Genomic DNA, 22,775 nt, shown 5'->3' on the forward strand with positions numbered 1-22,775 from the left:
CGTTACTAAAATAATCAATCACAGTACCTAAAACTCTATTTTTATTCCTAACTTTGACACATTCATATTTTTTCAAATAGATGGACAAACTTACATATTTGAGTAACGCTGATTCGAGCTATATCGACGGCTTATATCAAGCGTACAAACAAGATCCAGAATCCGTAGATTTTGGATGGCAAAAATTTTTTGAAGGTTTTGACTTTGGTCAAAATGCTGGCGAAAGTGTTGGTGTTTCTGGAGATGCAACACCAGATCATGTTTTAAAAGAGATTAATGTCTTGAACATGATTAATGGCTACAGAGACCGTGGTCATTTATTTACGCAAACAAATCCGGTACGTGAACGTCGCAAATATTATCCTGGAAAAGAATTAGAGACATTTGGTCTTTCTGAAGCTGACATGAGCACAATCTTTAATGCTGGTGTAGAAGTTGGCTTAGGTCCTGCCAAATTAAAAGATATTAGACAATTAATTGAAGATACTTATTGTCGCTCAATTGGTGCAGAATTCAAATACATCCGTAACCCGGAAAAAATTAAATGGCTACAAGATCGTATGGAGGCTGATCGTAACAAGCCTACCTATTCTTTAGACATCAAAAAAAGAATCTTAGACAAATTAAACCATGCAGTTGCTTTTGAAAGTTTCTTAGGAACAAAATTCTTAGGTCAAAAACGTTTCTCTTTAGAAGGTGCAGAAAGTTTAATTCCAGCTTTAGATGCTGTTATCGAAAAAGGTTCTGAATTAGGTATCCAAGAATTTGTAATCGGAATGGCTCACCGTGGCCGTTTAAATGTATTAACAAATATCATGGGTAAGCCTTACAAAACTGTTTTTTCAGAATTTGAAGGTAAAACTTATGCCGAAGACCCTGAAATTAACTTTGGTGGTGACGTAAAATATCACTTAGGCTATTCAACAGATGTTAAAACAGATGACGGTAAAACAATCCATTTGAGTTTAGCTCCAAACCCATCTCACTTAGAAACCGTAGATCCAATTGTTGAAGGTTTAGTTCGTTCAAAAATTGACATGAAATATGAAGGCGATTCTTCTAAAATCGCTCCTATTGCTATTCATGGTGATGCTGCTATCGCTGGTCAAGGTGTTGTATATGAAGTAACACAGATGTCCAAATTGGATGGTTATAAAACAGGTGGTACAATCCACATTGTCATTAACAACCAAATTGGTTTCACAACAAATTATAAAGACGCCCGTTCAGGTACATACTGTACAGATGTTGCAAAAATTACTTCTTCACCTGTGTTCCACGTGAATGGTGATGATGCTGAAGCTTTAGTATATGCCATTAAATTGGCAGTTGAATACCGTCAAAAATATAAAACTGACGTTTTCATTGATTTATTATGTTACAGAAGATTTGGTCATAATGAGGCTGATGAACCTAAGTTCACGCAACCATTACTCTACAAATTGATCGAAAAACATCCTAATCCAAAGGAAGTTTATGCTAAAAAATTAATCGAAGAAGGTAGTATAGATGAAGCTTATTCTAAAAAAATAGAAAAAGACTTCAAAGCAATTCTACAAGAGAAATTAGAAGAATCAAAAGAAGTTGTTAACTTAACAGAAGAAACTCCAATGTTCTCAGGCGCTTGGAAAGGTCTTCGTCCTGCTAAAAAAGGTGAGTCTTTTAAACCTGTTAAAACTAATGTATCGGATAAAACATTCTTACAGTTAGCAAAAGAAATTACAACACTTCCTAAAGATAAAAGCTTCTTCCGTAAAATCTCTCGCTTATTCGAAGATCGTGCAAAGATGATTGAAAAAGATTCTTACGATTGGGCAATGGGCGAATTAATGGCTTATGCTACATTATTAAATGAAGGAAGCCGCGTACGTATTTCTGGTCAAGATGTACAACGTGGTACATTCTCTCACAGACATGCTGTATTAACATTAGAAAATTCAGAAGAAACTTACACACCATTAGCAAATATCAATGGTGGAGATAAATTCTCAATCTACAACTCCCTACTTTCTGAGTATGCAGTATTAGGTTTCGAATATGGTTATGCTTCAGCTAACCCACATGCATTAACAATTTGGGAAGCACAATTTGGAGATTTCTACAATGGTGCACAGATTATTGTGGATCAGTATTTATCATCTGCAGAAACGAAATGGAAACGTTCTAATGGTTTAGTAATGTTATTACCTCACGGTATGGAAGGTCAAGGTCCTGAGCACTCTTCAGCTCGTATCGAAAGATTCTTAGAGCTTTGTGCGGACGAAAACTTGATCTTAGCAAACTGTACAACACCTGCAAACTACTTCCATTTATTACGCCGTCAACAAGTTCGTGAATTCCGCAAACCATTAGTAGCGTTTACTCCAAAATCGTTGTTGCGCCACCCTAAAGTTGTTTCTTCATTGAAAGATTTTACGACCAGCACTTTCCAAGAGGTAATTGACGATGCAAATGTAAATGCAAAAGATGTAAAACGTGTGTTGTTCTGCTCTGGTAAAGTATACTACGATTTATTAGAAAAACAAGAAGCTGATAAACGTAAAGATATTGCAATTGTGAGGTTAGAACAATTATTCCCTATTCCTGAGGAACAATTGAAAGCTATCCGTAAAAAATACAACAAAGCAAAAGAATTTATTTGGGTTCAAGAAGAAAACGAAAACATGGGAGCTTGGTCTTACTACTGTCGTAAACTAATGAATACTGAAATTGCATTCACTGGATTTGTTGCACGTAAGGAAAGCGGTAGTACTGCTACTGGCTATATGAAACAGCACGTAGCACAACAAGCTAGCATTTTAAATAAATCATTCGAATAAAAACAATTTTTATCCAATTGCGTCTTTTATCAAAAAGACGCAATTGTCTGTAAAGAACATTATATATGAGCTTAGAAATTAAAGTACCAACCGTAGGTGAATCCATTACTGAGGTAACCTTGTCACAATGGTTGAAACAAGATGGCGATTACGTCGAAATGGACGAAAACATCGCTGAATTGGAATCTGATAAAGCAACTTTTGAATTACCAGCAGAAAAAGCAGGTATTTTAAGAATCATTGCTCAAGAAGGTGATACTTTAGAAATTGGTGCTGTAGTATGTACTATCGAAGAAGGTGGTGCTCCTGCTGGTGATGCAAAACCTGCAGCTGCTGCTTCTGAAGAAAAAGCTAGCACTCCTGCTGCAACAGCTAATGTTGCTGATGAGAATCCTGATTCTTATGCTGCTGGAACTGCTTCCCCTGCTGCCGCTAAAATTTTAAGAGAAAAAGGAATTGATCCTGCTACTATTAAGGGTACAGGTAAAGAAGGCCGTATTACAAAAGAAGATGCTGAAAAAGCACAAGTAGCTCCTAAAGCAGCTGCTCCTGCTAAAGAAGCACCAAAGGCTGCTGCTCCAGTTGCTGTAGCTGGTTCACGTAACGAACGTCGTGAAAAAATGACTTCATTGCGTAAAACAATTGCGAAACGCTTAGTTTCTGTTAAAAATGAAACAGCAATGTTAACAACTTTCAATGAAGTTAACATGCAACCGATCATGGATCTACGTGCTAAATACAAAGATACCTTCAAAGAAAAGCATGGTGTAGGTCTAGGCTTCATGTCATTCTTCACTAAGGCTGTTACAACAGCATTAAAAGAATGGCCTGCAGTAAACGCTAGAATTGAAGAAAATGAATTAGTATATTCCGATTTTGCAGATATTTCAATCGCAGTTTCTGCTCCTAAAGGATTAGTAGTTCCTGTTCTTAGAAATGCAGAGTCAATGTCATTACATGAAATCGAAAAAGGAATTGGCGCATTAGCTGTAAAAGCACGTGACAACAAATTAACGATCGACGAAATGACTGGTGGTACATTTACAATTACGAACGGTGGCGTATTTGGTTCAATGATGTCAACTCCGATTATCAATGCTCCACAATCTGCTATCCTAGGTATGCACAACATCATCCAACGTCCAGTTGCAGAGAATGGTCAAGTCGTTATCCGTCCAATGATGTATATCGCACTTTCATATGATCACCGCGTGATTGATGGTCGTGAGTCTGTAAGCTTCTTAGTACGTGTAAAACAGTTATTAGAGGATCCTGCTCGTTTGTTATTAGAAGTTTAATAACAAATAAAAGCTATTAAATAGAAAATCCCGATGAGAATAATTCTCATCGGGATTTTTTTATTTAATAAAACTTAAACCCTTAACCTAATAGTGTTCTAATTTATTTACGCTCTTGCCTGCAAAGCCAAGGCGTACAATTTCATTTGTTTCACCATGGATAGCAATCCATTGGCACGAGTCGGCGAAAGATGTTCATTAAGACCGATCTGATTAATAAAATATAAATCAGCATCCACAATTTCTTTTGCTGTATGACCAGACAAAACCTTTACCATCAAACTCACCAAGCCTTTTGTAATGATTGCATCACTATCAGCAGTGAAATAAACTTTTCCATCTTTCACTTCAGGAAATAACCAAACTTTCGATTGGCATCCTTTAATGATGTAATCATCTTTTTTATGTTCTTCACTTATTAATGGAACTTCCTTTCCTAATTGAATGATATATTCATATTTCTCCATCCAATCTGTAAAAAAAGAAAAATCCTCAATTAACTCATCTTGTATTTCGTTAATAGTCATTACTATTTATATTTTTTAAACTAACATATTTGCAGCCCTCTTTAGACCAGCAACTAAAGTATCCACCTCTTGTTTCGTATTGTACAAGGCAAATGAAGCCCTTATTGTACCTGGAATACCGAATTTGTCCATAACCGGCTGCGCACAATGATGTCCTGTACGAACTGCAATTCCTAACTTATCTAAAATAACCCCAACATCATAAGGGTGAGTACCATCAATCAGAAAAGAGATTACCGAACTCTTATGAGCCGCTGTACCAATAAAACGGATTCCTGGTACAGTTTCCAATTGCTCTTGTGCGTAAGTCAATAATTCTTCCTCATAAGAAGCAATCTCATCAATACCGATAGCATTAATGTACTCAATAGCAGCATTTAAACAAATACCTGCTTCAATATTTGGTGTCCCCGCCTCAAACTTAAATGGTAATTCATTATACGTTGTCTTCTCAAAAGTCACTTCTTTAATCATATCTCCCCCACCCTGGTAAGGAGGGATAGCATTCAAAGCATCCTCTTTTCCATATAAAACTCCAATACCCGTAGGGCCATACATTTTATGTCCAGAAAAAGCAAGAAAATCGACATCTAGATCTTGTACATCAATTTTTATATGTTGAATAGCTTGAGCTGCATCTAATAAAACAGGAACATGATGTTCATGTGCTATAGCAATCATCTCTTTAATAGGATTGATCGTACCTAATGAATTTGAAACATAAGTAAAAGAAGCAATCTTAGTTTTTTCAGAGAACAACCCTTTATAAGCTTCGATATCCAGTTCCCCCTGCTCATTCATAGGAATAACCTTTAAAATAGCACCTTTCTCTTCACAGATCATCTGCCAAGGAACTATGTTCGAATGATGCTCCATTGCAGAAATAATGATCTCATCACCAGAACCAATATTCGCTTTACCAAAACAAGTCGCAATTATATTAATACTATGGGTAGTACCTGTAGTGATAATGACTTCATGCTCATGCTTAGCATTTATAAAAGACTGAATATTCCTTCTAGTCACTTCAAAAGCGTCCGTGGAAATTTGACTTAAATAATGAACTCCTCGGTGAACATTACTATTCATATCTGAATAATAATGAGTTATTGCGTCAATAACAGACTGCGGCTTTTGAGTCGTCGCTCCATTATCTAAATAAACTAAAGGCTTTCCATTGACTTCCCTTTTAAGTATTGGAAAGTCTGCTCTTATCTTACTTACATCGAAATCTTTCAATTTGTTTTGCTCCATGATATGAGCAAAGTTAACAGTATTTTAGCGAAAAAATGTCTTCGTTATCTACTTTTTAAATATAGCGGTACATTTGTCACAATTTTTTAATCCACCTCTATACTTGATTTTTATCACATAAACGTATAATCTTTTTTCTAATACAATTAATATTGAACCTATTTAATTATCTTTGTATTGATATGCAAGAATTACCTCTAAATTTACCCGAAGGCTCACGAAAAGAAGTTATGAGCTATTTGGAACCGTTCATGCTTAACGAGATGAGCGATTATTTAAAGCCTGTAGACGAAATGTGGCAACCTGCAGATTTTCTACCAGATGCTTCTAGAGATACATTTTTTGAAGAAATTAGAGATTTACAAGAGAGTGCAAGAGAACTTCCATATGATTTAGTTGCTGTATTAGTTGGTGATACGATTACAGAAGAAGCGTTACCTACATACGAATCGTGGTTAACCATGGTTGAGGATGTAGAGAAAAATGAACAAGGTGGCTGGATGAGATGGGTACGTGCTTGGACTGCTGAAGAAAATCGTCATGGTGATCTTCTGAACAAGTATCTATATTTATCAGGAAGAATTGATATGCGTCAATTCGAGATCTCAACACAATATTTAATAAAAGATGGTTTTGATATTGGTACCGGGGCAGACCCTTACCGTAACTTTATTTACACATCTTTCCAAGAATTAGCAACCAATGTTTCTCACCGCCGCGTCGCAGGTCTCTCCAAAAAAAGCGGTGATAAATTATTAGCAAAAATGTGCGGTGTTATTGCTTCAGATGAAGCACGTCATGCCAAAGCATATATGTCATTTATATCCCATGCATTAGTCGTTGACCCTAGTGAAGTAATGATTGCTTTTGAAGATATGATGCGTAAGAAAATTGTTATGCCTGCTCAATTCTTAAGAGAGTCTGGAGAACCACAAGGGGAAGCATTTGCGCACTTTTCTGATGCAGCACAACGTCTCAATATCTATACAGCAATTGATTATGTTGATATATTAAAAGAATTAAATGCTGATTGGAAAATTGATCAAGTGACCGGTTTAAATGAAAAAGGAGAAAAAGCGAGAGATTATCTAATGAGATTACCAGATCGCTTACTTAGATTAGCAGACAGAATGAAGGTTCCAGAAACGGAATATAAGTTTAAATGGATCTACGATCAGAAATAATAAAAAAGCTCGATAATAAATTATCGAGCTTTTTTATTATTTCACAAAATTATGGAGAAGTAGATTATTTCACTCCCCCCATTAATTTCTTCACCAATGGTGATAAAGCAATTAAAACCACCCCGGCTATTAATGAATAAACCCCCAGTTGCTTATAGCTATCCGTATATGTGATTAATTTATCCGCCAAAGAATCACCTTCTCGAGCTTCAGCCATACTAGCTCCTATTAAACCCGCTACATATTGACCATAAGCACTAGCTAAAAACCACATCCCCATCATAATGCCCTGCAGCTTCCCTGGCGACAGTTTAGTCATAATAGATAAACCAATAGGCGATAAACACAATTCACCAACAGTGATCACTAAAAGCGCTAACGTAAAGATATCTAAAGATGCGATTCCATCCTGTGCGAAAAATTTAGTTCCAAATAATACGTAATAACCTAAACCTAGAAAAATAAATCCTAAACCAAATTTAATAATGGTATTCGGTTCCATCTTTCTTTTCGACAGCCAAATCCATAATAGTCCAAAAATTGGAGCCAAAATAATAATGAAAAATGCTCCTCCCGAATTATTAACGCCATTAGGATCTAAATGAAATAATCCACCTAACATGGAGTCATTCAAATTCTTTGCTGCAAAAATGCTCAATGAACCACCACTCTGTTCGTAAATTCCCCAAAAAATGATAGAAAATAAGATAAAGACCAAAGCGGCAATCAATTTATTTCTTTCGACCCTATTCAATTTTGTCATTTCATAGAACAAGTATATTAATGTCAATGGACCGATTAGGTACATAAAAATATCCGTATACTCCGTTTTAGAAACCATCACCTGCACTAACGGTATTAATAATAAAGTCGCTAGATAAACAGCATATTCTGCCCACTTAGGTAATGCCTTAACTTTAACAATAGCATCTGGATGTCCTGGCTTTAAACCGATAGGTCCTAAGTGAAACTTGGTAAAATGAAAATTAATGAGACTGATCAGCATACCGATAGCAGCTAGACCAAAAGCAACATTCCAACGATGTGCCTCATCAATTACTGAAGCTAGCATATACCCCTTTCCAATTGCAACACAAATGTACCCACCTAGGAATGCACCTAAGTTAATCCCAGCATAGAATAATGAAAATCCCGCATCTCTTCGATTATCATCCGAGCGATATAATTCACCAACCATTGTTGAAATATTTGGCTTAAAAAAACCCGTCCCGATAATGATAAATGCTAATCCGAAGAAGAAAAATTGATGTGGATCTGTTGCTAATAATGCACTACCTACAATCATCAAAGTACCACCCCAAAAAAGAGATTTTCTAAATCCTAATATTTTATCAGCAAATAAACCACCGATAAAAGTAAAAGCATATACAAAAGCCTGAGTCGCTCCGTATTGCAAATTTGCTTCCTTTTCTGCAAAATTAAGCTGCGTGATCATAAAGAAAACCAGCATACCCCGCATACCGTAAAAGCAAAAGCGTTCCCACATTTCCGAGAAAAATAAACTCCAAATCTGTTTTGGATATTTTCCTTCAAAATGTTGAACCTGTTCTAATGTTTGTTGTCCTTGTTTTGACATTTCGATTATTATTAAAAAGAGCTTCCTTTTTAGGAAGCTCTATCAGATTTCATTATTTAACACCGTGCATCAATTTTTTAATAATGGGATTAAATACCATTACTAACAAACCTGCTGCTGCTGGAATAGCAGTAAACAAAAAGAAGAAGTGACTTAAGGAATATTCCTGCTGAATAGTCTCCACTTGTCCACCTAATACGGCAGCAACTTTTTGCGCAATCGCAATAGCTAAATACCAGATACCAAACATAAAAGCCAGCATACGGCCCGGTACAAGTTTCGAAACATAAGAAAGACCTACCGGAGAGATAAATAACTCACCCAAAGTGTGGAATAAATAAGTAAGAATTAGAAAAATCATGGAGATTTTAACACCTTCACCAATTCCCCATGAGCCTAAACCAATGACCAAAAATCCAATCGCTACTAAAATTAAACCGTAACCATATTTCATCGCGGCAGAAGGATTATACTTAGACTCCCATAGTTTAGAAACCGTTGAAGCTAAAGCAATAATAAAAAAGGAATTTAATGTTGAGAACCAAGAAACAGTAATCTCCGAAGCTTCTTTAGAAAACTCATTTTTCAACATCCAGATTGCTGCACCCCAAATAAGTACAAAACAAATAATCAAAATGATATTAGATAAAGCAATTTTATTCCATGTCGCTTTTGCTAACTTGATTAATACCCAAGATATAAGTCCCAAAGGAACAATCGTTAATAACGCATTTACAATATTAAAAGTAGTCAAAGCAGCACCAGTTAAACTTCTATCGATATAATCCCGAGCAACTATAACCAATGAAGTAGCTCCCTGCTCAAAACTCATAAAGAAGAATATTAAAAAGAATGCTAGAAATACCACAGCTATCATTCTATCCCTTACAACTTTATCATATCGTCCTATACGAGATGCAATTAAATAGATGAAAAGAACTAAAGCAATAAAGATCATCAGGTATTGACCTCTCAGGAAAGGTAAGTCCAATGCACTAAACATATCTATAATACCATTTTTAGACAATGGATCATTAAAAGCATATAAAAATCCTATGATCGAGATAATAGCTATTAAGATGTAATCAAGAGAAGTAAAAGGATTTCTTTTGTCAGCATCTTCTAACAATTTATCTTCAGCACTTAAGTCTTTCGCTTTACCTAATATCCCTAGATTACCCATCAAAGGTTTAGCAAACACAAATTGTAATGTCCCTAAAAGCATAAAAATTCCGGCTAAACCAAAACCCCAGTGCCATCCTTGTGTTTCAGCAATATAACCACAAAGCATCATACCAAAAAATGCCCCTGCATTGACCCCCATATAAAAGATCGTATAAGCGCCATCTTTCTTTTCAGGTAGATCCTTATACATTTCACCTAATATAGATGGCATATTAGGCTTAAAGAAACCTGTACCGATCACCAAACAGGCTAAACCAATAAAAAACATCATCTGTGTATCAAATGCCATTGAAGCATGACCGATTGTCATGATAATAGATCCAATAATTACAGCTTTACGTGATCCAATATATTTGTCGGCAATAATACCACCCAAAATTGGAGTTAAATACAGCATCATCGCATATGTACCGTATAATGCACCGGCTTGTTCTGCACTCCATGCCCAGCCTCCTTTTAGAACTGCAGCAGTCAAAAACTGGATCAACAATACCCGCATACCGTAGAACGAAAATCGTTCCCACATTTCGGTAAAGAATAGGACAAATAATCCCGATCGTTGTCCTAAAACATTTGATTTATAAAAATCAGAAGTCGTCCCTCCTGAAAATGAAGCCTTAGATGCTTGACTCATATCAATAATTTAAATCTATTTATGCGTATTAAAAAAATGTATTAACAGTCTACAAAGAAACAAAAAACAATCGCATTTTTTACTGAATAATTGTATTATCTCTATTATAAGGCATCATTTAAAAACAAAAAGAGACGTCTCTACTGAAACGCCTCTTCTAAATATTATATAATGAGCACAGATTAATTGATACCGTGCATCATTTTCTTTAACACTGGGTTTAGAATTAATAAAATTAAAGCTGTAGCTGCTGGAACAATGGCAAAAATCATAAAGAAGTATGACATAGAATGTTCAGCAGTAATTTTATCAATATATGAACCTAAGTAACCACCTATAAAATTAGCGATTGCAGATGCACAGAACCAAAATCCAAACAATAGACCTAATAATTTCTTAGGAGATAGCTTACTTACATAAGATAGACCAACTGGCGATAAGCATAATTCTCCTGTAGAGTGAAAGAAATAAGCAATAATCAACCAGATCATACTCACAGTTGCAGTCTTAGCTCCCTGAGGTATTTCACTCGCTCCGTAAGCTAAAGCGGCAAAACCGACACCTACCAAAGCAAGTCCTAACGCAAATTTCACTGGACCTGATGGATTCCATACCTTTTCCCAAAACTTACTAAATGAATTTGCTAATGAAATGATAAAAAAAGCATTCAAGATTTGGAACCATGAAGCAGCTACTTCTGTTTCTGTAGCGCCAAATTCTCTAAAAACTTTCCATAAACCTAAACACCAGATAACTGCAAATGAAATTCCTGTAAATATAATAGTTAATGGGTATTGCTTATAGATACGTTTTGCTAATGCAAACAAGACAACACTAACAATAACCATCGGTGCAATGGTTAAAATGGTATCTATCCATTTAAAAGTAGTAGCTGTGTTTCCCGAAAGAACACGTTGTGTATAATCCTTAGCAAAAATAGACATTGATCCACCCGCTTGTTCAAATGCTAAAAAGAAAACGATACTCGCAATCATTAATATAGCAATTACGATCAATCGGTCTCTTACAACATGAGCAGGAATCACTTCTTCAGGTTCTTCTTCGTGATTTTTTATCTTTTGGTCATGAAAAGCTTTGGTAGCTTTTGGAGACTCACCAATGACACCAAAAATCTTCTGGGCAAAGTAGAATTGCAACATTCCAAAAAACATAAAAACACCAGCTAAACCAAATCCGTAGTGCCAGCCAACCTTCTCTCCAATATAACCACAGAGTAACATACCAAGAAAAGATCCCGCATTAATACCCATATAGAATATCGTGTATCCCGCATCTTTCTTAGCACTAGCATCTGGATAAAGATTTCCAACCATGGAGGAAATATTTGGTTTGAACATACCATTACCAAGAATCATTAAACCAAGGCCAACGTAAAAGAAATTTTGGTTTATCCCTTCAAAAGCCATAGATAAATGGCCCATGGTCATAATCAATGCACCAATTAAAATTGCTTTTTTAAATCCAGTCAACTTATCAGCTATCATTCCACCAATTAATGGTGTCAAATAAACCAAACCAGTATAAAGTCCATAAAGCTTCATGGCTTCCTCATTACTCCATCCCCATCCTTCATCAGCAAGAGAACTGATTAAGAATAATGTCAGTAAAGCACGCATGCCATAATAACTAAAACGTTCCCACATTTCGGTAAAAAATAGGACAAATAATCCCGCAGGATGTCCAATTACCATCTTATCGTCCACACCTTGTTTTTTCAAATGGATAACAAGAGCTTCATCTCTTTCTTGATACATATAATATATTAATAGGGTTATCTAAGTTTAAAATTTTAGCAAATTAACAAAAAGTTATGGATTAATGAATACCGTGCATCATTTTCTTAATCCCCGAACTACACAAAACCAATATTAAGGCAAATATAAAAGAAACAACGGTAAACATACCAAAGAAATAAGACATAGAGTGTGTTGCCGTAATATCATCTATGTAAGAACCTATAAAACCTCCTATAAAATTGGCAATCGCATTTCCGCAATACCAGATACCAAATAGAAGACCAATGACTTTCTGAGGCGATAATTTACTTACATAAGAAAGACCAACTGGTGATAAACAGAGCTCTCCAACTGTCTGAAGAAAATAAGCCAATACCAACCAGATCATACTCACTGAAGCTGTTTTAGCCCCTTGAGGGATAGCTAAACTGCCATAGGCCAACGCTGCAAAACTTAAACCAACAATTGCTAAACCTAAAGCAAGCTTTATAGGCCCCGAAGGATTCCAAACTCTTTCCCAGATACGACTAAAAGAGGTCGCTAAAGTGATGATAAAAAACGAGTTTAGCATTGGAAACCAAGAGACAGTAACTTCAGAACTCAACGAATTGAATTCCCTAAATAATTTCCAACCGCAAAGTATCCAGATAATTAAAAATGAAAGTGCCGAACATATGACAATAAGTGGATACTTGGACCAGATCTTTTTTGCTAAAGCAAATAAAACGGCGGAAACGACGAGTATTGGAAATACCGTCAAAGCCGCATCGACCCATTTAAAAATAACCGCAGTATTTCCCTCGAGAACACGTTGAGTGTAATTCTTTGCAAAAATTGTCATTGATCCTCCAGCTTGCTCGAAAGCTAAATGAAAAATAATACTCGCAAACATAAAAATACCGATAACAATTAATCGGTCACGGGTTACATGTGCAGGTGTTTTTAACTCATTAGGATCATCTATTTCTTTTACCTGATCAACTTGTTGCAATTGGGGCGAATCGCCTATAATTCCAAATATCTTTTGAGCAAAATAAAATTGCAACATACCCAAGAACATGAAAACACCTGCTAAGCCAAAACCAAAGTGCCAACCAACTTTCTCCCCGATATAACCGCATAACATCATACCCAAAAATGCACCACCGTTGATACCCATATAAAAAATAGTGTAACCGGCATCTTTCTTACTACTAGAACCGGGATATAATTTTCCAACCATCGAAGCAATATTGGGTTTAAACATTCCATTACCTAAAATCATAAGTACTAATCCTAGAAAGAAAAAATTAGAATTTATTCCTTCCAACGCCATGGAAGCGTGACCTATGGTCATCGTTAAGGCACCAATTAAAATTGCATTTTTATATCCAAGCAGGCGATCAGCAATTACTCCTCCGATGAGCGGAGTTAAAAACACAAAACCAGTATAAAGACCATACAGCTTCATCGCTTCAGCATTCGTCCATCCCCATCCCCCACTTGAAATTTCACTAATTAAGAAAATTGTCAGCAAAGCGCGCATACCGTAATAACTGAAACGTTCCCACATTTCAGTAAAAAATAAAACAAATAAACCCGCTGGATGACCTTTTACTAAAATGTCTTCTACTTGCAGCTGATGCAAATGCGTGGCAAGAGCATCATCTTTTACCTGACTCATATTTTTGGTTTGTTTTAATATTTGTTTTTCTTTAAATAAGGAGTTGCAAAATACTAATTTAATTCAGTTGCCGTATAAACAATCGAATTTTTCATAAAACTGTTTTTGCCTTATCTTAAGCATTTAAAAGTCATACTTCAACATGCTAGCGACATGAGACAGGTACTAAATGGTCTTAAAGTAATACAATGACACGCAGTTTCTTCACAGCTTAGAAAAATAATCATTCCCACAGATAAGTCTAATAGAGATTTAAATTCAACAAAAAAACCTTTATTTATGCATTTGCATAAATAAAGGGTTTCAGCTATCTAAAAGTTTTGTACGCTATTATACTTAAGTATTAAATTGTTGGACGTAAACGCTCCAATAATTTTTTTGAAGCAAAAATACCTGCTTCTTCACTGATATTGCTTCCTTCGTATTCGATACCGATATAACCTTTAAATTTAGCATCTTTTACTATTTTAAGCATGCGTGCGTAATCAATTTGAGTTTCATTACCATTTGCATCAAAATCATGTGTTTTAGCACTCACCCCTTTGGCATACGGCATTAAATCCTGAACACCTTGATAACGATCATACTCATAAAAATTACCCAAATCAGGTAAACTTCCACAATTCTTTTTACCTACAGTTTTTAAAGTATCTGCTAACCAATCGCCATGTGATGAAATACCACCATGATTTTCAACGATAACACTTATTTTTGATTTTTTACGATAATCAGCCAAAGTAGATAAACTTTCTACTACAGCTTTTTTAACTTCTTCTGGAGTACCTTTACCAGCGGCATTTACACGTACTGCGTGACATCCCAAAAAGTTTGCCGCATCAATCCATTTATAGTGATTCTCAACAGCTTGCTTACGTTTAGTAGCATCTTCATCCCCTAAATTACCCTCGCCATCGATCATAATCAAAACGTTACGAACACCATTGTCTTTAGCGCGATTATTAAGATCTTTCAAATACGTCATATCTTGTGCTTTATCCTTAAAAAAAGCATTCACGTATTCAACTCCATAAATTCCGAATTTTTTTGCCGCTAATTCAGGAAAATCGATATTTTTAAGATCTCCCTTAAATAATGTTTTGTGCAATGACCACTCAGCTAATGAAATATCGAACCAGTTTTTAGGTGCTGCCAGCAAATCTAAGCTCGGCATTAAGGCCACTCCGGCAGCCGTTAAACCCAAATTTTTGAGAAAATCTCTTCTTGAATTCATAATTATAGTATTTAGTTTAAGTTCTTTATTTTTAAATATTACCCCAACCAGCTGTTAAAACATCAACCAGGTGAATAGTTTTTATTGGTAATCGATATTGATCGATATATGCTTGTAACTGAAGTAAGCATGAGGCATCTGTCGAAATAATGTAATCAGCATGCATATCCATGGCATTTTTTACTTTTTGCTCTGCCATAGCAGAAGAGATTCCTTCAAATTTTACTGAAAATGTCCCACCAAAACCACAGCAAACTTCACTATCCTTTACTTCTACCATTTCTAGACCAAGAACTTTACTTAATAAATGCCGCGGTTCATCTTTGATTTTACACTCTCGTAATGCTGAACATGCATCATGATAAACAGCAATCCCCTCTAACTCAGCACCAAAATAATCCTTCTTAACGACATTTACTAAAAAATCAGAAATTTCAAATATATTTTTCTGTATCGAACGACAGTGTGACTGCTCAATAGAGCCCGTGAATAAATCATTATAACTATGCTTCACCATTCCGGTACATGATGCAGATGGCGCAACTATATAATGATCTGCACTAAAATCTTTTAAAAATTTTTGCCCAACAACTGTTGCCTCATCCCAAAAACCGGCATTATAAGCAGGTTGACCACAACATGTTTGTTCTGCGTTATAAGTAACTTCACATCCTGCTTTCTCTAACAGTCGAATAGTATTAAAAGCCGTTTCCGGATACAACTGATCTATAAAGCAAGGAACAAAAAGTTCAACTTTCATATGTTAATATTCTAAAATTTAAATTTAGGATTTATTGAACCGCAACAGACGAGCGAGCAGTAACAATCCAATTACAAAAAATAAAGATAAGGATAATGCCGAATATCTAATATTATGTGTCATTTGTTCAATCAGCGCAAACGAAAACAAACCCACCACAATTGCTAATTTCTCTGTAACATCATAAAAAGAGAAAAAAGCCGTTGTATCCTGTATACCTTCAGGAATTAATTTAGAAAATGTCGATCTTGAAAGCGATTGAATTCCTCCCATTACCAATCCAACCAAAGCTGCCAATATATAAAATTGAATTTCGGTTGTTAAAAAATAAGCAGAAATGCAGATACTGATCCAAATAACCACAACTAACATCAACACTCGAACATTTCCAATACGAGCTGAAATAGACGACATAATAAATGCACCTGCAATTGCAACAAGTTGAATCAATAAAATAGTACCAATTAATTTAGTCGCGCCCAAATGCAATACCTTCTCTCCAAATGCCGATGCGACAATCATTAATGTCTGTACCCCTATACTGTAAAAGAAAAATGCGGGAAGAAATTTTTTGATCTCCTCTATCTGCTGAATATGCCCCCAAACTGAAGAAATTTCTGCTTTTACCTTGTTAATTAATGACAAACCCTCACCTTTTCGGGTAGCCGGAATGTTAGGAAGATATTTGAAAGGAATAAGAGAAAATCCCAACCACCAAATTCCAACCATTAAAAAGGAAACCCTTGCCGGTAAAGAAGGATCAGTAATTCCAAACCAATCAGGTTTCAATACAATGATAAAACATAAAATCTGTAAGGTAACACAGCCCACATAACCATAGGAAAAACCTTGTGCACTCACCTTATCTTGCTGTTCCACAGAAGCGATAAGAGGAAGATAAGAATTGTTAAATAGAACACCGCCTATATACCCCATCGCCGCAATCACAAAACAAATAATACCAACTTCCAAAGTTTCCAGCTTAAAGAAAAAGAGTCCCATACATGCGACTGCTCCAGCAGTAGTAAAAAACTTCATAATTTGTTTCTTCTTGCCATTTGCATCTGCGTACGAAGAAATAAAAGGTAAAGTCAATGCCATGACCAAATAAGCAAATGCTAAAGCAAAATTTGATAATGCCGTATTAACAAATTCAAACCCAAAGAACTTAACCACATCACCATGTTCTTTTGTATTGGTGATTGTTGTATAGTAAACAGGAAAAATCGTTGATGTAATAACCAGATTGTAGGCCGAATTAGCCCAATCAAACATGGCCCAAGAACGAATTAATTTTTTATTATCTTTTTTAATAACAGACATACTGAAGGTTTAGTCGATAAAAATAATAATTAAGCAGTATAAACTGAAATATTAATAATTCTGCCTGATATAAGTCATGATATTAACCATTTCCTTTCTAATAATCGCGCTTCTTTCATCAATAAAATTATTATTTAAAAAAGAAAAAGCAAGTTTTTTTCCAGACCGGGTTATTAAGTATCCACTTTGACAGTAAACTGATGTAATGGTTCCTGTTTTAGCAAACACAAATGGAACACCACGGTCAGTACTGTATGAACGTTTTAATGTACCATCAACGCCACCTGTAGAAAAAAGTTTAAATCGTTGAGATTCATCTGGAAGCTTATTTTTTATAGCCACTAAAACATCAATCATGTTTTGTGGCGTTATCTTATTATAAGAAGAGAGCCCAGATCCATCATGTAATACAATTTCATCCGAGTAATATTTAAAATAATGATCCTTCATCCAGTTGCGGACTAAATAAGTATCAAACATCTTAAATTTCTGTAGTGATATCATCATGAGAATTTGCTCAGCTAGGTAATTGTCACTAGGTAACATCATTTCACGTAAAACATACCGGGTAGCATTAGAGTAAAGAGTTTTTACCTCAGTTGGTTTACTATATTCAATGATCTGAATAGATTTATTTAAAGTGTCTGATAATAATCTAATGGCTAAAGTATCCGAATATTTAAAAGGAATTTCGTTAACATAGTTGGAAGGTACCTTTTCCCGAGATTGTAAGAATTGATTTTCAACAAATGATCTACTTAATGTAAACTTACCTTTATCTAAAGAAGGATCAATCGTTAACTTCTCCTGAAACAAGTATGGAACAAGCTTCAGACCATTGTTCGAATTCTCCCTAAAAGTAACGACATTTCCATAAATTGGAAATGTTGCAATTTCGGGTTGATAATAAGAATCAAAATCATCCATTGTCCAACCTGCAGCAAAAAAACGATTCTGCATAGGAGTTGGAATAAAGAACAGCTTTTTTTCTGTCTTCTTTAAAAAGTTGTAGACAACATGTGAATCCATTTTACTGTGTAAAAAAGTCGGATCACCTGTTCCCCAAAATAAGAGCGAATCACCTTTTTCAACATACTGTAACCCAGGAATTGAATCACCAAGCATTTCTAGAGCTGTATAAAGTGTAAAAACCTTAGTATTAGAAGCCGGTGTAAAATGCTTGTGACCATTAATATCAACAACATAACGATTACTGTCTAAATCGTATAAGGAAAATCCAAAAAAATGATCGTTAAGTATTTGAGATTGCTGCAATTTAGCGTAAACATCACTAAACACCTGGGCATTAACATTATAAATATTAATAACTAAAATTAAAACAATAAATATTCTCTTAAAAAATTCCATCCCTGTAAAACTACGAAAATTGAGACATAATACTGGTTTTACTTATTTCCCTCATGGTCATAAATGAGCATGAAGGAAACAGCCAAACAATTATTATTTAACCTAAGTAAACATTCGCTTTCAATATGAAAACAAGCAGAAAGCTATTACACTAAAAAACATTGCTTAATTAATGATCAGCTACTTCAAACATTTCGTATGAGTATTAATGAAAACTTACAGACAATCAATAAATATAAAGTAAAAGGTCCTTATATTTGTTCTTAATGAATGTAAGCAATTTATTAGAAAAAGCCTTAAAATTTGAGTTCTTAACCAAAGAAGAAGGCATATATTTATATCATAATGCAGCCACAGCTGATCTAAGCTATGTTGCAAATGAATTACGTAAAATACAAGTACCTCATGGAAAGGTAACTTGGCAAATCGATCGTAATGTAAATACCACAAATGTTTGTATTGCAAACTGCAAATTCTGTAATTTCTTTCGCAGACCTGGCCATGAAGATAGTTACATCACAGATCTTGAAACATACAAACAGAAGATTGAGGAAACCTTTATGTACGGGGGAGATCAATTATTGTTACAGGGGGGACATCACCCGGATCTTGGTTTAGAATTTTATGCGACTATTTTTAAACAATTAAAGGAGCTCTATCCAACATTAAAACTCCATGCTTTAGGTCCTCCAGAAATTGCCCATGTTGCTAAACTAGAGAATCTATCTCATATTGAAGTATTAAAAGCCCTAAAGGAATCCGGATTAGATTCATTACCAGGAGCTGGTGCAGAAATCTTAAATGATCGTGTACGACGCCTTATATCAAAAGGGAAATGTGGCGGTAAAGAATGGTTAGATGTAATGCGTGCAGCACATCAAATTGATCTCCCAACCTCAGCAACAATGATGTTTGGTCATATCGAAACAATTGAAGAACGTTTCGAGCATCTTGTCTGGATTAGACAAGTTCAAACTGAAAAGCCTGAAAACCACTTCGGTTTTGTAGCATTTATTCCTTGGCCATTTCAAGATGATGGTACTTTACTAAAAAGGCTCAGAGGCATTACAAATGACGTAACCGGGGAAGAATATATCCGTATGATTGCTTTAAGCAGAATCATGCTTCCAAATATTAAAAACATTCAAGCTTCTTGGTTGACCGTAGGTAAACGAACTGCTCAATTATGCCTACACGCCGGTGCTAATGATTTTGGTTCCATCATGATCGAGGAAAATGTAGTATCCGCTGCTGGAGCTCCGCATAGATTTACAGCAAAATCTATTCAACAAGCGATCAAAGAAGCTGGATTTGAACCCCAACTGAGAACGCAGCGTTATGAGTTCCGCGAGCTTCCTGAACATATGGTAGAACAAGTCATCAATTACTAAAATCAGTGAAGGATATTATTCGTAACATAGAAGCAATTATATATGCTTCGGAAGACGGCATTACGTCGCAAGATATCAAACATGTATTGCAAGAAGCTTTAGCGATCGAAATTTCAAAAGATGAATTGCAAAATTTAATAGATAAGATCATCATTAAGCATCAAAGTGAAGATGAAGTGTTGGAATTAAAAGTGATTAATAACAGCTACCAATTTTTGACAAAATCAACTTACCATGAAACGATCAATCAATTACAGTTGCATCGGGACAAGAAAAAGTTAAGTCAGGCGGCATTGGAAACTTTAGCAATCATTGCATATAGACAACCTATTACAAAGCTAGAAATCGAACAGATAAGAGGGGTGAGCTGTGACTACTCCGTTCAACGACTTTTAGAAAAAAAACTAATTCAGATTGCTGGGAAGTCAGATTCAATAGGAAAACCTCTGCTGTACAGCACAAGTGCTCAATTTATGAACCACTTCGGCATTAATGGTGTAAGAGACCTACCACAACTTAAAGATATCGTTTCTGTAGACAATGAAATTGGTGAGGTCGTCGAATAACGACATTAGTAATTTTGCTCCGCATTTACAAATCACCGAATAACACTAATAATCAATCTTTTAGATTGATTATTTTTTTTCAAAAAAAGTTTAAAGTTCGAATTTTGTTATATAATTTTACATTATTAAATAAGCAAAAAAAAATATAATTTTATGAACACGGCAATGATGAAAAGTGAATCTATGAATGTAGAAGATGATAAATTTGGTTCATTTAATGGACCTGATGATGATTCTGATGATATCTTAGAAGATGACTTTAATTTAGAAGACATTGACTCTATTGGAGAATTTGACGATTTCGGAGACGAAGACGAATTTTAATCCAAATCAATCACAAAGATCTATAGAAAACAACTTACGTTGTCAGTCAAAAAGTAAGAAGGCTTGCAGATTAATATCTGCAAGCCTTTATTTTATTCATTCCCAAAATTGAATAAAACCTATTTCTTATGCAATTGCTCGTAAAGATCAATAACTTTCTTTTGCAACTCGATAACTTCAGTTTCACGGGATTGCAATTTTTTAGTTAATTCTGCCAATTCATTGATAGCTTCTTTATCCTCTTCCATATCGGAAGTTGATAAAAGCTGAACTACTGACAAATTAAATAATTTCGAAATTTGATTTAAGCGAGAAAGGTTAACATCTGTAATTCCTGTTTCAATTTTTGAAAAAGCTGGAATTGAGATATCTAATCTCTTTGCAACATCCTCTTGGCTCCACCCTTTTTGGTGTCTCAGTAGTCTAATTTTTTTTCCTAGTGCATTCATTTGGTAGATTTTTTTATTTACAAAACAAATATAAAATAAAAAATCTTTTATTCAAAGTGTTAAGGCAATTTTATTAATAATTCTTAAAAAAATGATCCGCCAGCTCGGTCAAATTAACCCCACTGTAATTGCCAGAACTCATCAGCAATAAATTATTGCCTTTTGATTTAAAATTCTCAAGGAAATCGTAGAGATCACCTAAATTCGTCACAATGTCCACGTCTGATCGATTGAACGCGTTTCGGATGTCTTCCAACAGATGTGTAGTACACTTATTTACCTCCTTAATTGATTCCATATTTATAAAAACAACCGGAAGATCCGCTTCATTCATCGTATCTTTATATTGACTGACAAATTTCTCATCCAAACTGTCATAAGCGTTTAATTCAATTATTGCAACCAACTTTTGACTTGGAAATTGCTCTTTAATAGCATGAATACTTGCTTTCAGTTTCTTAGGAGTATGAGCAAAATCCTGATAAACAACAGATCCCTCGAAACTTGCTACAAATTCCAGATAACGAATTGAACTCTTAAAAGTTTTTATGGCGTCAAAGAAATCCTCCTTCTTAATACCAAGCCACTCACAAACCGTATATGCCCCAGCAATGTTTGAAAGGTTATGCTTCCCAAATACCTGCAAAGGAATATCACCTTTTACAGACTTAATATATGTGGTACCTTTATTAATAGCATATTCAGGAATCTGATATCCATGCCGATTAATTTTACAAGATTTAGTATCTGTTATAATCTTTTGCAGATATTTATCTTCTTTGTTATAAATCAGAGTTCCCTTAGACTCTATCGTATTAATAAAGTCTTCAAACTGTTTTAAATAGTTATCGAAAGTTATTGTCGTACTATATTCATTCCAATTTATACCGCTAATCAAGGCAATATTTGGTTTATAAAACATAAACTTTGACTTATTGCTCAAGCTAGAAGCTACATTTTCATCACCCTCGATTAATATAATTTTGTTTGTTTTTGTAATTTCGATCAAATTATCAAAACCTTCAAGTTGCGCTCCAACTAAATAATCAAAAGGTCTTTCAAGAGTTTTTAAAACATGCATGATCATACTCATGATCGTAGTCTTACCATAACTACCTGCTATGATCACCCTCGTTTTATCTTGAGAAAGTTCTTGAATAAATTCGGGAAATGAATAAATCTTTAACCCTAACTCCTGCGCTTTTATAAGCTCAGGGTTATTGATAAGTGCATGAGCTCCTAAAATTACAGCATCAATATCATCGGTAATTTTTTCGTCAAACCACCCTAGTTGCTCAGGCAATAAACCTGCATCAATGAGATGACTACGGGAAGGTTCCACAATCTGATCATCAGACCCAGAGACCTGATGCCCCTGCCTTTCCAAAGAAATAGCAAGGTTATGCATGATACTTCCTCCTATCGCAATAAAATGTATGCGCATA

General features: G+C 35.0%; 18 protein-coding genes. 6 read left to right on the forward strand and 12 right to left on the reverse strand.

What is annotated here, in order from left to right; all coding sequences use genetic code 11:
* Window positions 1-80 precede the first annotated feature (80 nt).
* Both JAZ75_RS01660 and odhB read left to right on the forward strand, forming a co-directional pair.
* Window positions 81-2,819 carry a 2-oxoglutarate dehydrogenase E1 component gene (locus tag JAZ75_RS01660; RefSeq protein WP_132844043.1) on the forward strand — a complete coding sequence of 913 codons (2,739 nt, stop codon included), beginning with the start codon at window positions 81-83 and terminating at the stop codon, window positions 2,817-2,819.
* Between the two features lie 65 nt (window positions 2,820-2,884).
* The gene (gene odhB, locus JAZ75_RS01665) at window positions 2,885-4,117 is read left to right on the forward strand and encodes a 2-oxoglutarate dehydrogenase complex dihydrolipoyllysine-residue succinyltransferase (protein WP_021189746.1); all 1,233 of its coding nucleotides are present in this window, start codon (window positions 2,885-2,887) and stop codon (window positions 4,115-4,117) included.
* A 107-nt stretch (window positions 4,118-4,224) separates the two neighbouring features.
* Here odhB and JAZ75_RS01670 read toward each other — a convergent pair whose 3' ends face one another.
* Entirely contained in the window at window positions 4,225-4,644 is a 420-nt protein-coding gene (locus JAZ75_RS01670; protein ID WP_132844044.1) for a SufE family protein, read from the reverse strand.
* Window positions 4,645-4,659: 15 nt separating this feature from the next.
* Window positions 4,660-5,898 (reverse strand): cysteine desulfurase, encoded by a 1,239-nt coding sequence (locus JAZ75_RS01675; protein WP_207898676.1) that lies wholly within the window; start codon window positions 5,896-5,898, stop codon window positions 4,660-4,662.
* A gap of 182 nt (window positions 5,899-6,080) precedes the next feature.
* Between JAZ75_RS01675 and JAZ75_RS01680 the strand changes: the two genes are divergently transcribed.
* Window positions 6,081-7,082 carry an acyl-ACP desaturase gene (locus JAZ75_RS01680; protein WP_132771999.1) on the forward strand — a complete coding sequence of 334 codons (1,002 nt, stop codon included), beginning with the start codon at window positions 6,081-6,083 and terminating at the stop codon, window positions 7,080-7,082.
* Window positions 7,083-7,146: 64 nt separating this feature from the next.
* Here JAZ75_RS01680 and JAZ75_RS01685 read toward each other — a convergent pair whose 3' ends face one another.
* The 8 genes from JAZ75_RS01685 to JAZ75_RS01720 all read right to left on the reverse strand — a co-directional run bounded on the left by JAZ75_RS01685 (window position 7,147) and on the right by JAZ75_RS01720 (window position 18,600).
* On the reverse strand, window positions 7,147-8,679 hold the full coding sequence (locus tag JAZ75_RS01685; RefSeq protein WP_132844046.1) for a peptide MFS transporter: 1,533 nt from the start codon (window positions 8,677-8,679) through the stop codon (window positions 7,147-7,149).
* Between the two features lie 52 nt (window positions 8,680-8,731).
* Complete coding sequence (locus tag JAZ75_RS01690; protein ID WP_021189744.1) at window positions 8,732-10,498, reverse strand: peptide MFS transporter; 1,767 nt, start codon at window positions 10,496-10,498, stop codon at window positions 8,732-8,734.
* Window positions 10,499-10,680: 182 nt separating this feature from the next.
* Window positions 10,681-12,273, reverse strand: coding sequence for a peptide MFS transporter (locus JAZ75_RS01695; RefSeq protein WP_021189743.1), 1,593 nt, complete (start codon window positions 12,271-12,273; stop codon window positions 10,681-10,683).
* A 61-nt stretch (window positions 12,274-12,334) separates the two neighbouring features.
* Window positions 12,335-13,918 carry a peptide MFS transporter gene (locus JAZ75_RS01700; protein WP_208699933.1) on the reverse strand — a complete coding sequence of 528 codons (1,584 nt, stop codon included), beginning with the start codon at window positions 13,916-13,918 and terminating at the stop codon, window positions 12,335-12,337.
* A 343-nt stretch (window positions 13,919-14,261) separates the two neighbouring features.
* Window positions 14,262-15,149, reverse strand: a complete 888-nt coding sequence (locus JAZ75_RS01705; RefSeq protein WP_208699935.1) for a sugar phosphate isomerase/epimerase family protein — start codon at window positions 15,147-15,149, stop codon at window positions 14,262-14,264.
* Window positions 15,150-15,180: 31 nt separating this feature from the next.
* A complete protein-coding gene (locus JAZ75_RS01710; RefSeq protein WP_208699937.1) occupies window positions 15,181-15,909 on the reverse strand; it encodes a (Fe-S)-binding protein in 729 nt (242 codons plus the stop codon).
* Between the two features lie 24 nt (window positions 15,910-15,933).
* Window positions 15,934-17,232, reverse strand: a complete 1,299-nt coding sequence (locus JAZ75_RS01715) for an MFS transporter (protein WP_021189739.1) — start codon at window positions 17,230-17,232, stop codon at window positions 15,934-15,936.
* A 51-nt stretch (window positions 17,233-17,283) separates the two neighbouring features.
* Window positions 17,284-18,600, reverse strand: a complete 1,317-nt coding sequence (locus tag JAZ75_RS01720; RefSeq protein ID WP_132844051.1) for a D-alanyl-D-alanine carboxypeptidase — start codon at window positions 18,598-18,600, stop codon at window positions 17,284-17,286.
* Window positions 18,601-18,866: 266 nt separating this feature from the next.
* Here JAZ75_RS01720 and JAZ75_RS01725 point away from each other — a divergent pair, with 266 nt between their 5' ends.
* The 3 genes from JAZ75_RS01725 (at window position 18,867) to JAZ75_RS01735 (ending at window position 20,881) form a co-directional block, all read left to right on the forward strand.
* On the forward strand, window positions 18,867-19,991 hold the full coding sequence (locus tag JAZ75_RS01725; protein WP_021189736.1) for a CofH family radical SAM protein: 1,125 nt from the start codon (window positions 18,867-18,869) through the stop codon (window positions 19,989-19,991).
* Window positions 19,992-19,996: 5 nt separating this feature from the next.
* Complete coding sequence (gene scpB / locus JAZ75_RS01730) at window positions 19,997-20,557, forward strand: SMC-Scp complex subunit ScpB (RefSeq protein ID WP_132772008.1); 561 nt, start codon at window positions 19,997-19,999, stop codon at window positions 20,555-20,557.
* Window positions 20,558-20,710: 153 nt separating this feature from the next.
* Entirely contained in the window at window positions 20,711-20,881 is a 171-nt protein-coding gene (locus tag JAZ75_RS01735; protein ID WP_165902458.1) for a hypothetical protein, read from the forward strand.
* Window positions 20,882-21,000: 119 nt separating this feature from the next.
* On the opposite strand, the gene JAZ75_RS01740 is transcribed toward JAZ75_RS01735, so the two are convergent.
* Together JAZ75_RS01740 and JAZ75_RS01745 are read right to left on the reverse strand one after the other, a co-directional pair.
* Window positions 21,001-21,330, reverse strand: a complete 330-nt coding sequence (locus JAZ75_RS01740) for a helix-turn-helix domain-containing protein (protein ID WP_021189733.1) — start codon at window positions 21,328-21,330, stop codon at window positions 21,001-21,003.
* A gap of 73 nt (window positions 21,331-21,403) precedes the next feature.
* Complete coding sequence (locus tag JAZ75_RS01745) at window positions 21,404-22,774, reverse strand: Mur ligase family protein (RefSeq protein ID WP_132772009.1); 1,371 nt, start codon at window positions 22,772-22,774, stop codon at window positions 21,404-21,406.
* Between the last annotated feature and the right edge of the window lies 1 nt (window position 22,775).

The sequence above is a fragment of the Sphingobacterium sp. UDSM-2020 genome, from assembly GCF_016132525.1.
Lineage (GTDB): Bacteria > Bacteroidota > Bacteroidia > Sphingobacteriales > Sphingobacteriaceae > Sphingobacterium > Sphingobacterium anhuiense.

What these genes read in the sequence shown, in the direction of transcription:
- JAZ75_RS01660 (WP_132844043.1), top strand. Translation starts at nt 81, where the DNA reads ATGGACAAACTTACATATTTGAGTAACGCTGATTCGAGCTATATCGAC.
- odhB (WP_021189746.1), top strand. Translation starts at nt 2,885, where the DNA reads ATGAGCTTAGAAATTAAAGTACCAACCGTAGGTGAATCCATTACTGAG.
- JAZ75_RS01670 (WP_132844044.1), bottom strand. Translation starts at nt 4,644, where the DNA reads ATGACTATTAACGAAATACAAGATGAGTTAATTGAGGATTTTTCTTTT.
- JAZ75_RS01675 (WP_207898676.1), bottom strand. Translation starts at nt 5,898, where the DNA reads ATGGAGCAAAACAAATTGAAAGATTTCGATGTAAGTAAGATAAGAGCA.
- JAZ75_RS01680 (WP_132771999.1), top strand. Translation starts at nt 6,081, where the DNA reads ATGCAAGAATTACCTCTAAATTTACCCGAAGGCTCACGAAAAGAAGTT.
- JAZ75_RS01685 (WP_132844046.1), bottom strand. Translation starts at nt 8,679, where the DNA reads ATGTCAAAACAAGGACAACAAACATTAGAACAGGTTCAACATTTTGAA.
- JAZ75_RS01690 (WP_021189744.1), bottom strand. Translation starts at nt 10,498, where the DNA reads ATGAGTCAAGCATCTAAGGCTTCATTTTCAGGAGGGACGACTTCTGAT.
- JAZ75_RS01695 (WP_021189743.1), bottom strand. Translation starts at nt 12,273, where the DNA reads ATGTATCAAGAAAGAGATGAAGCTCTTGTTATCCATTTGAAAAAACAA.
- JAZ75_RS01700 (WP_208699933.1), bottom strand. Translation starts at nt 13,918, where the DNA reads ATGAGTCAGGTAAAAGATGATGCTCTTGCCACGCATTTGCATCAGCTG.
- JAZ75_RS01705 (WP_208699935.1), bottom strand. Translation starts at nt 15,149, where the DNA reads ATGAATTCAAGAAGAGATTTTCTCAAAAATTTGGGTTTAACGGCTGCC.
- JAZ75_RS01710 (WP_208699937.1), bottom strand. Translation starts at nt 15,909, where the DNA reads ATGAAAGTTGAACTTTTTGTTCCTTGCTTTATAGATCAGTTGTATCCG.
- JAZ75_RS01715 (WP_021189739.1), bottom strand. Translation starts at nt 17,232, where the DNA reads ATGTCTGTTATTAAAAAAGATAATAAAAAATTAATTCGTTCTTGGGCC.
- JAZ75_RS01720 (WP_132844051.1), bottom strand. Translation starts at nt 18,600, where the DNA reads ATGGAATTTTTTAAGAGAATATTTATTGTTTTAATTTTAGTTATTAAT.
- JAZ75_RS01725 (WP_021189736.1), top strand. Translation starts at nt 18,867, where the DNA reads ATGAATGTAAGCAATTTATTAGAAAAAGCCTTAAAATTTGAGTTCTTA.
- JAZ75_RS01735 (WP_165902458.1), top strand. Translation starts at nt 20,711, where the DNA reads ATGAACACGGCAATGATGAAAAGTGAATCTATGAATGTAGAAGATGAT.
- JAZ75_RS01740 (WP_021189733.1), bottom strand. Translation starts at nt 21,330, where the DNA reads ATGAATGCACTAGGAAAAAAAATTAGACTACTGAGACACCAAAAAGGG.
- JAZ75_RS01745 (WP_132772009.1), bottom strand. Translation starts at nt 22,774, where the DNA reads ATGCGCATACATTTTATTGCGATAGGAGGAAGTATCATGCATAACCTT.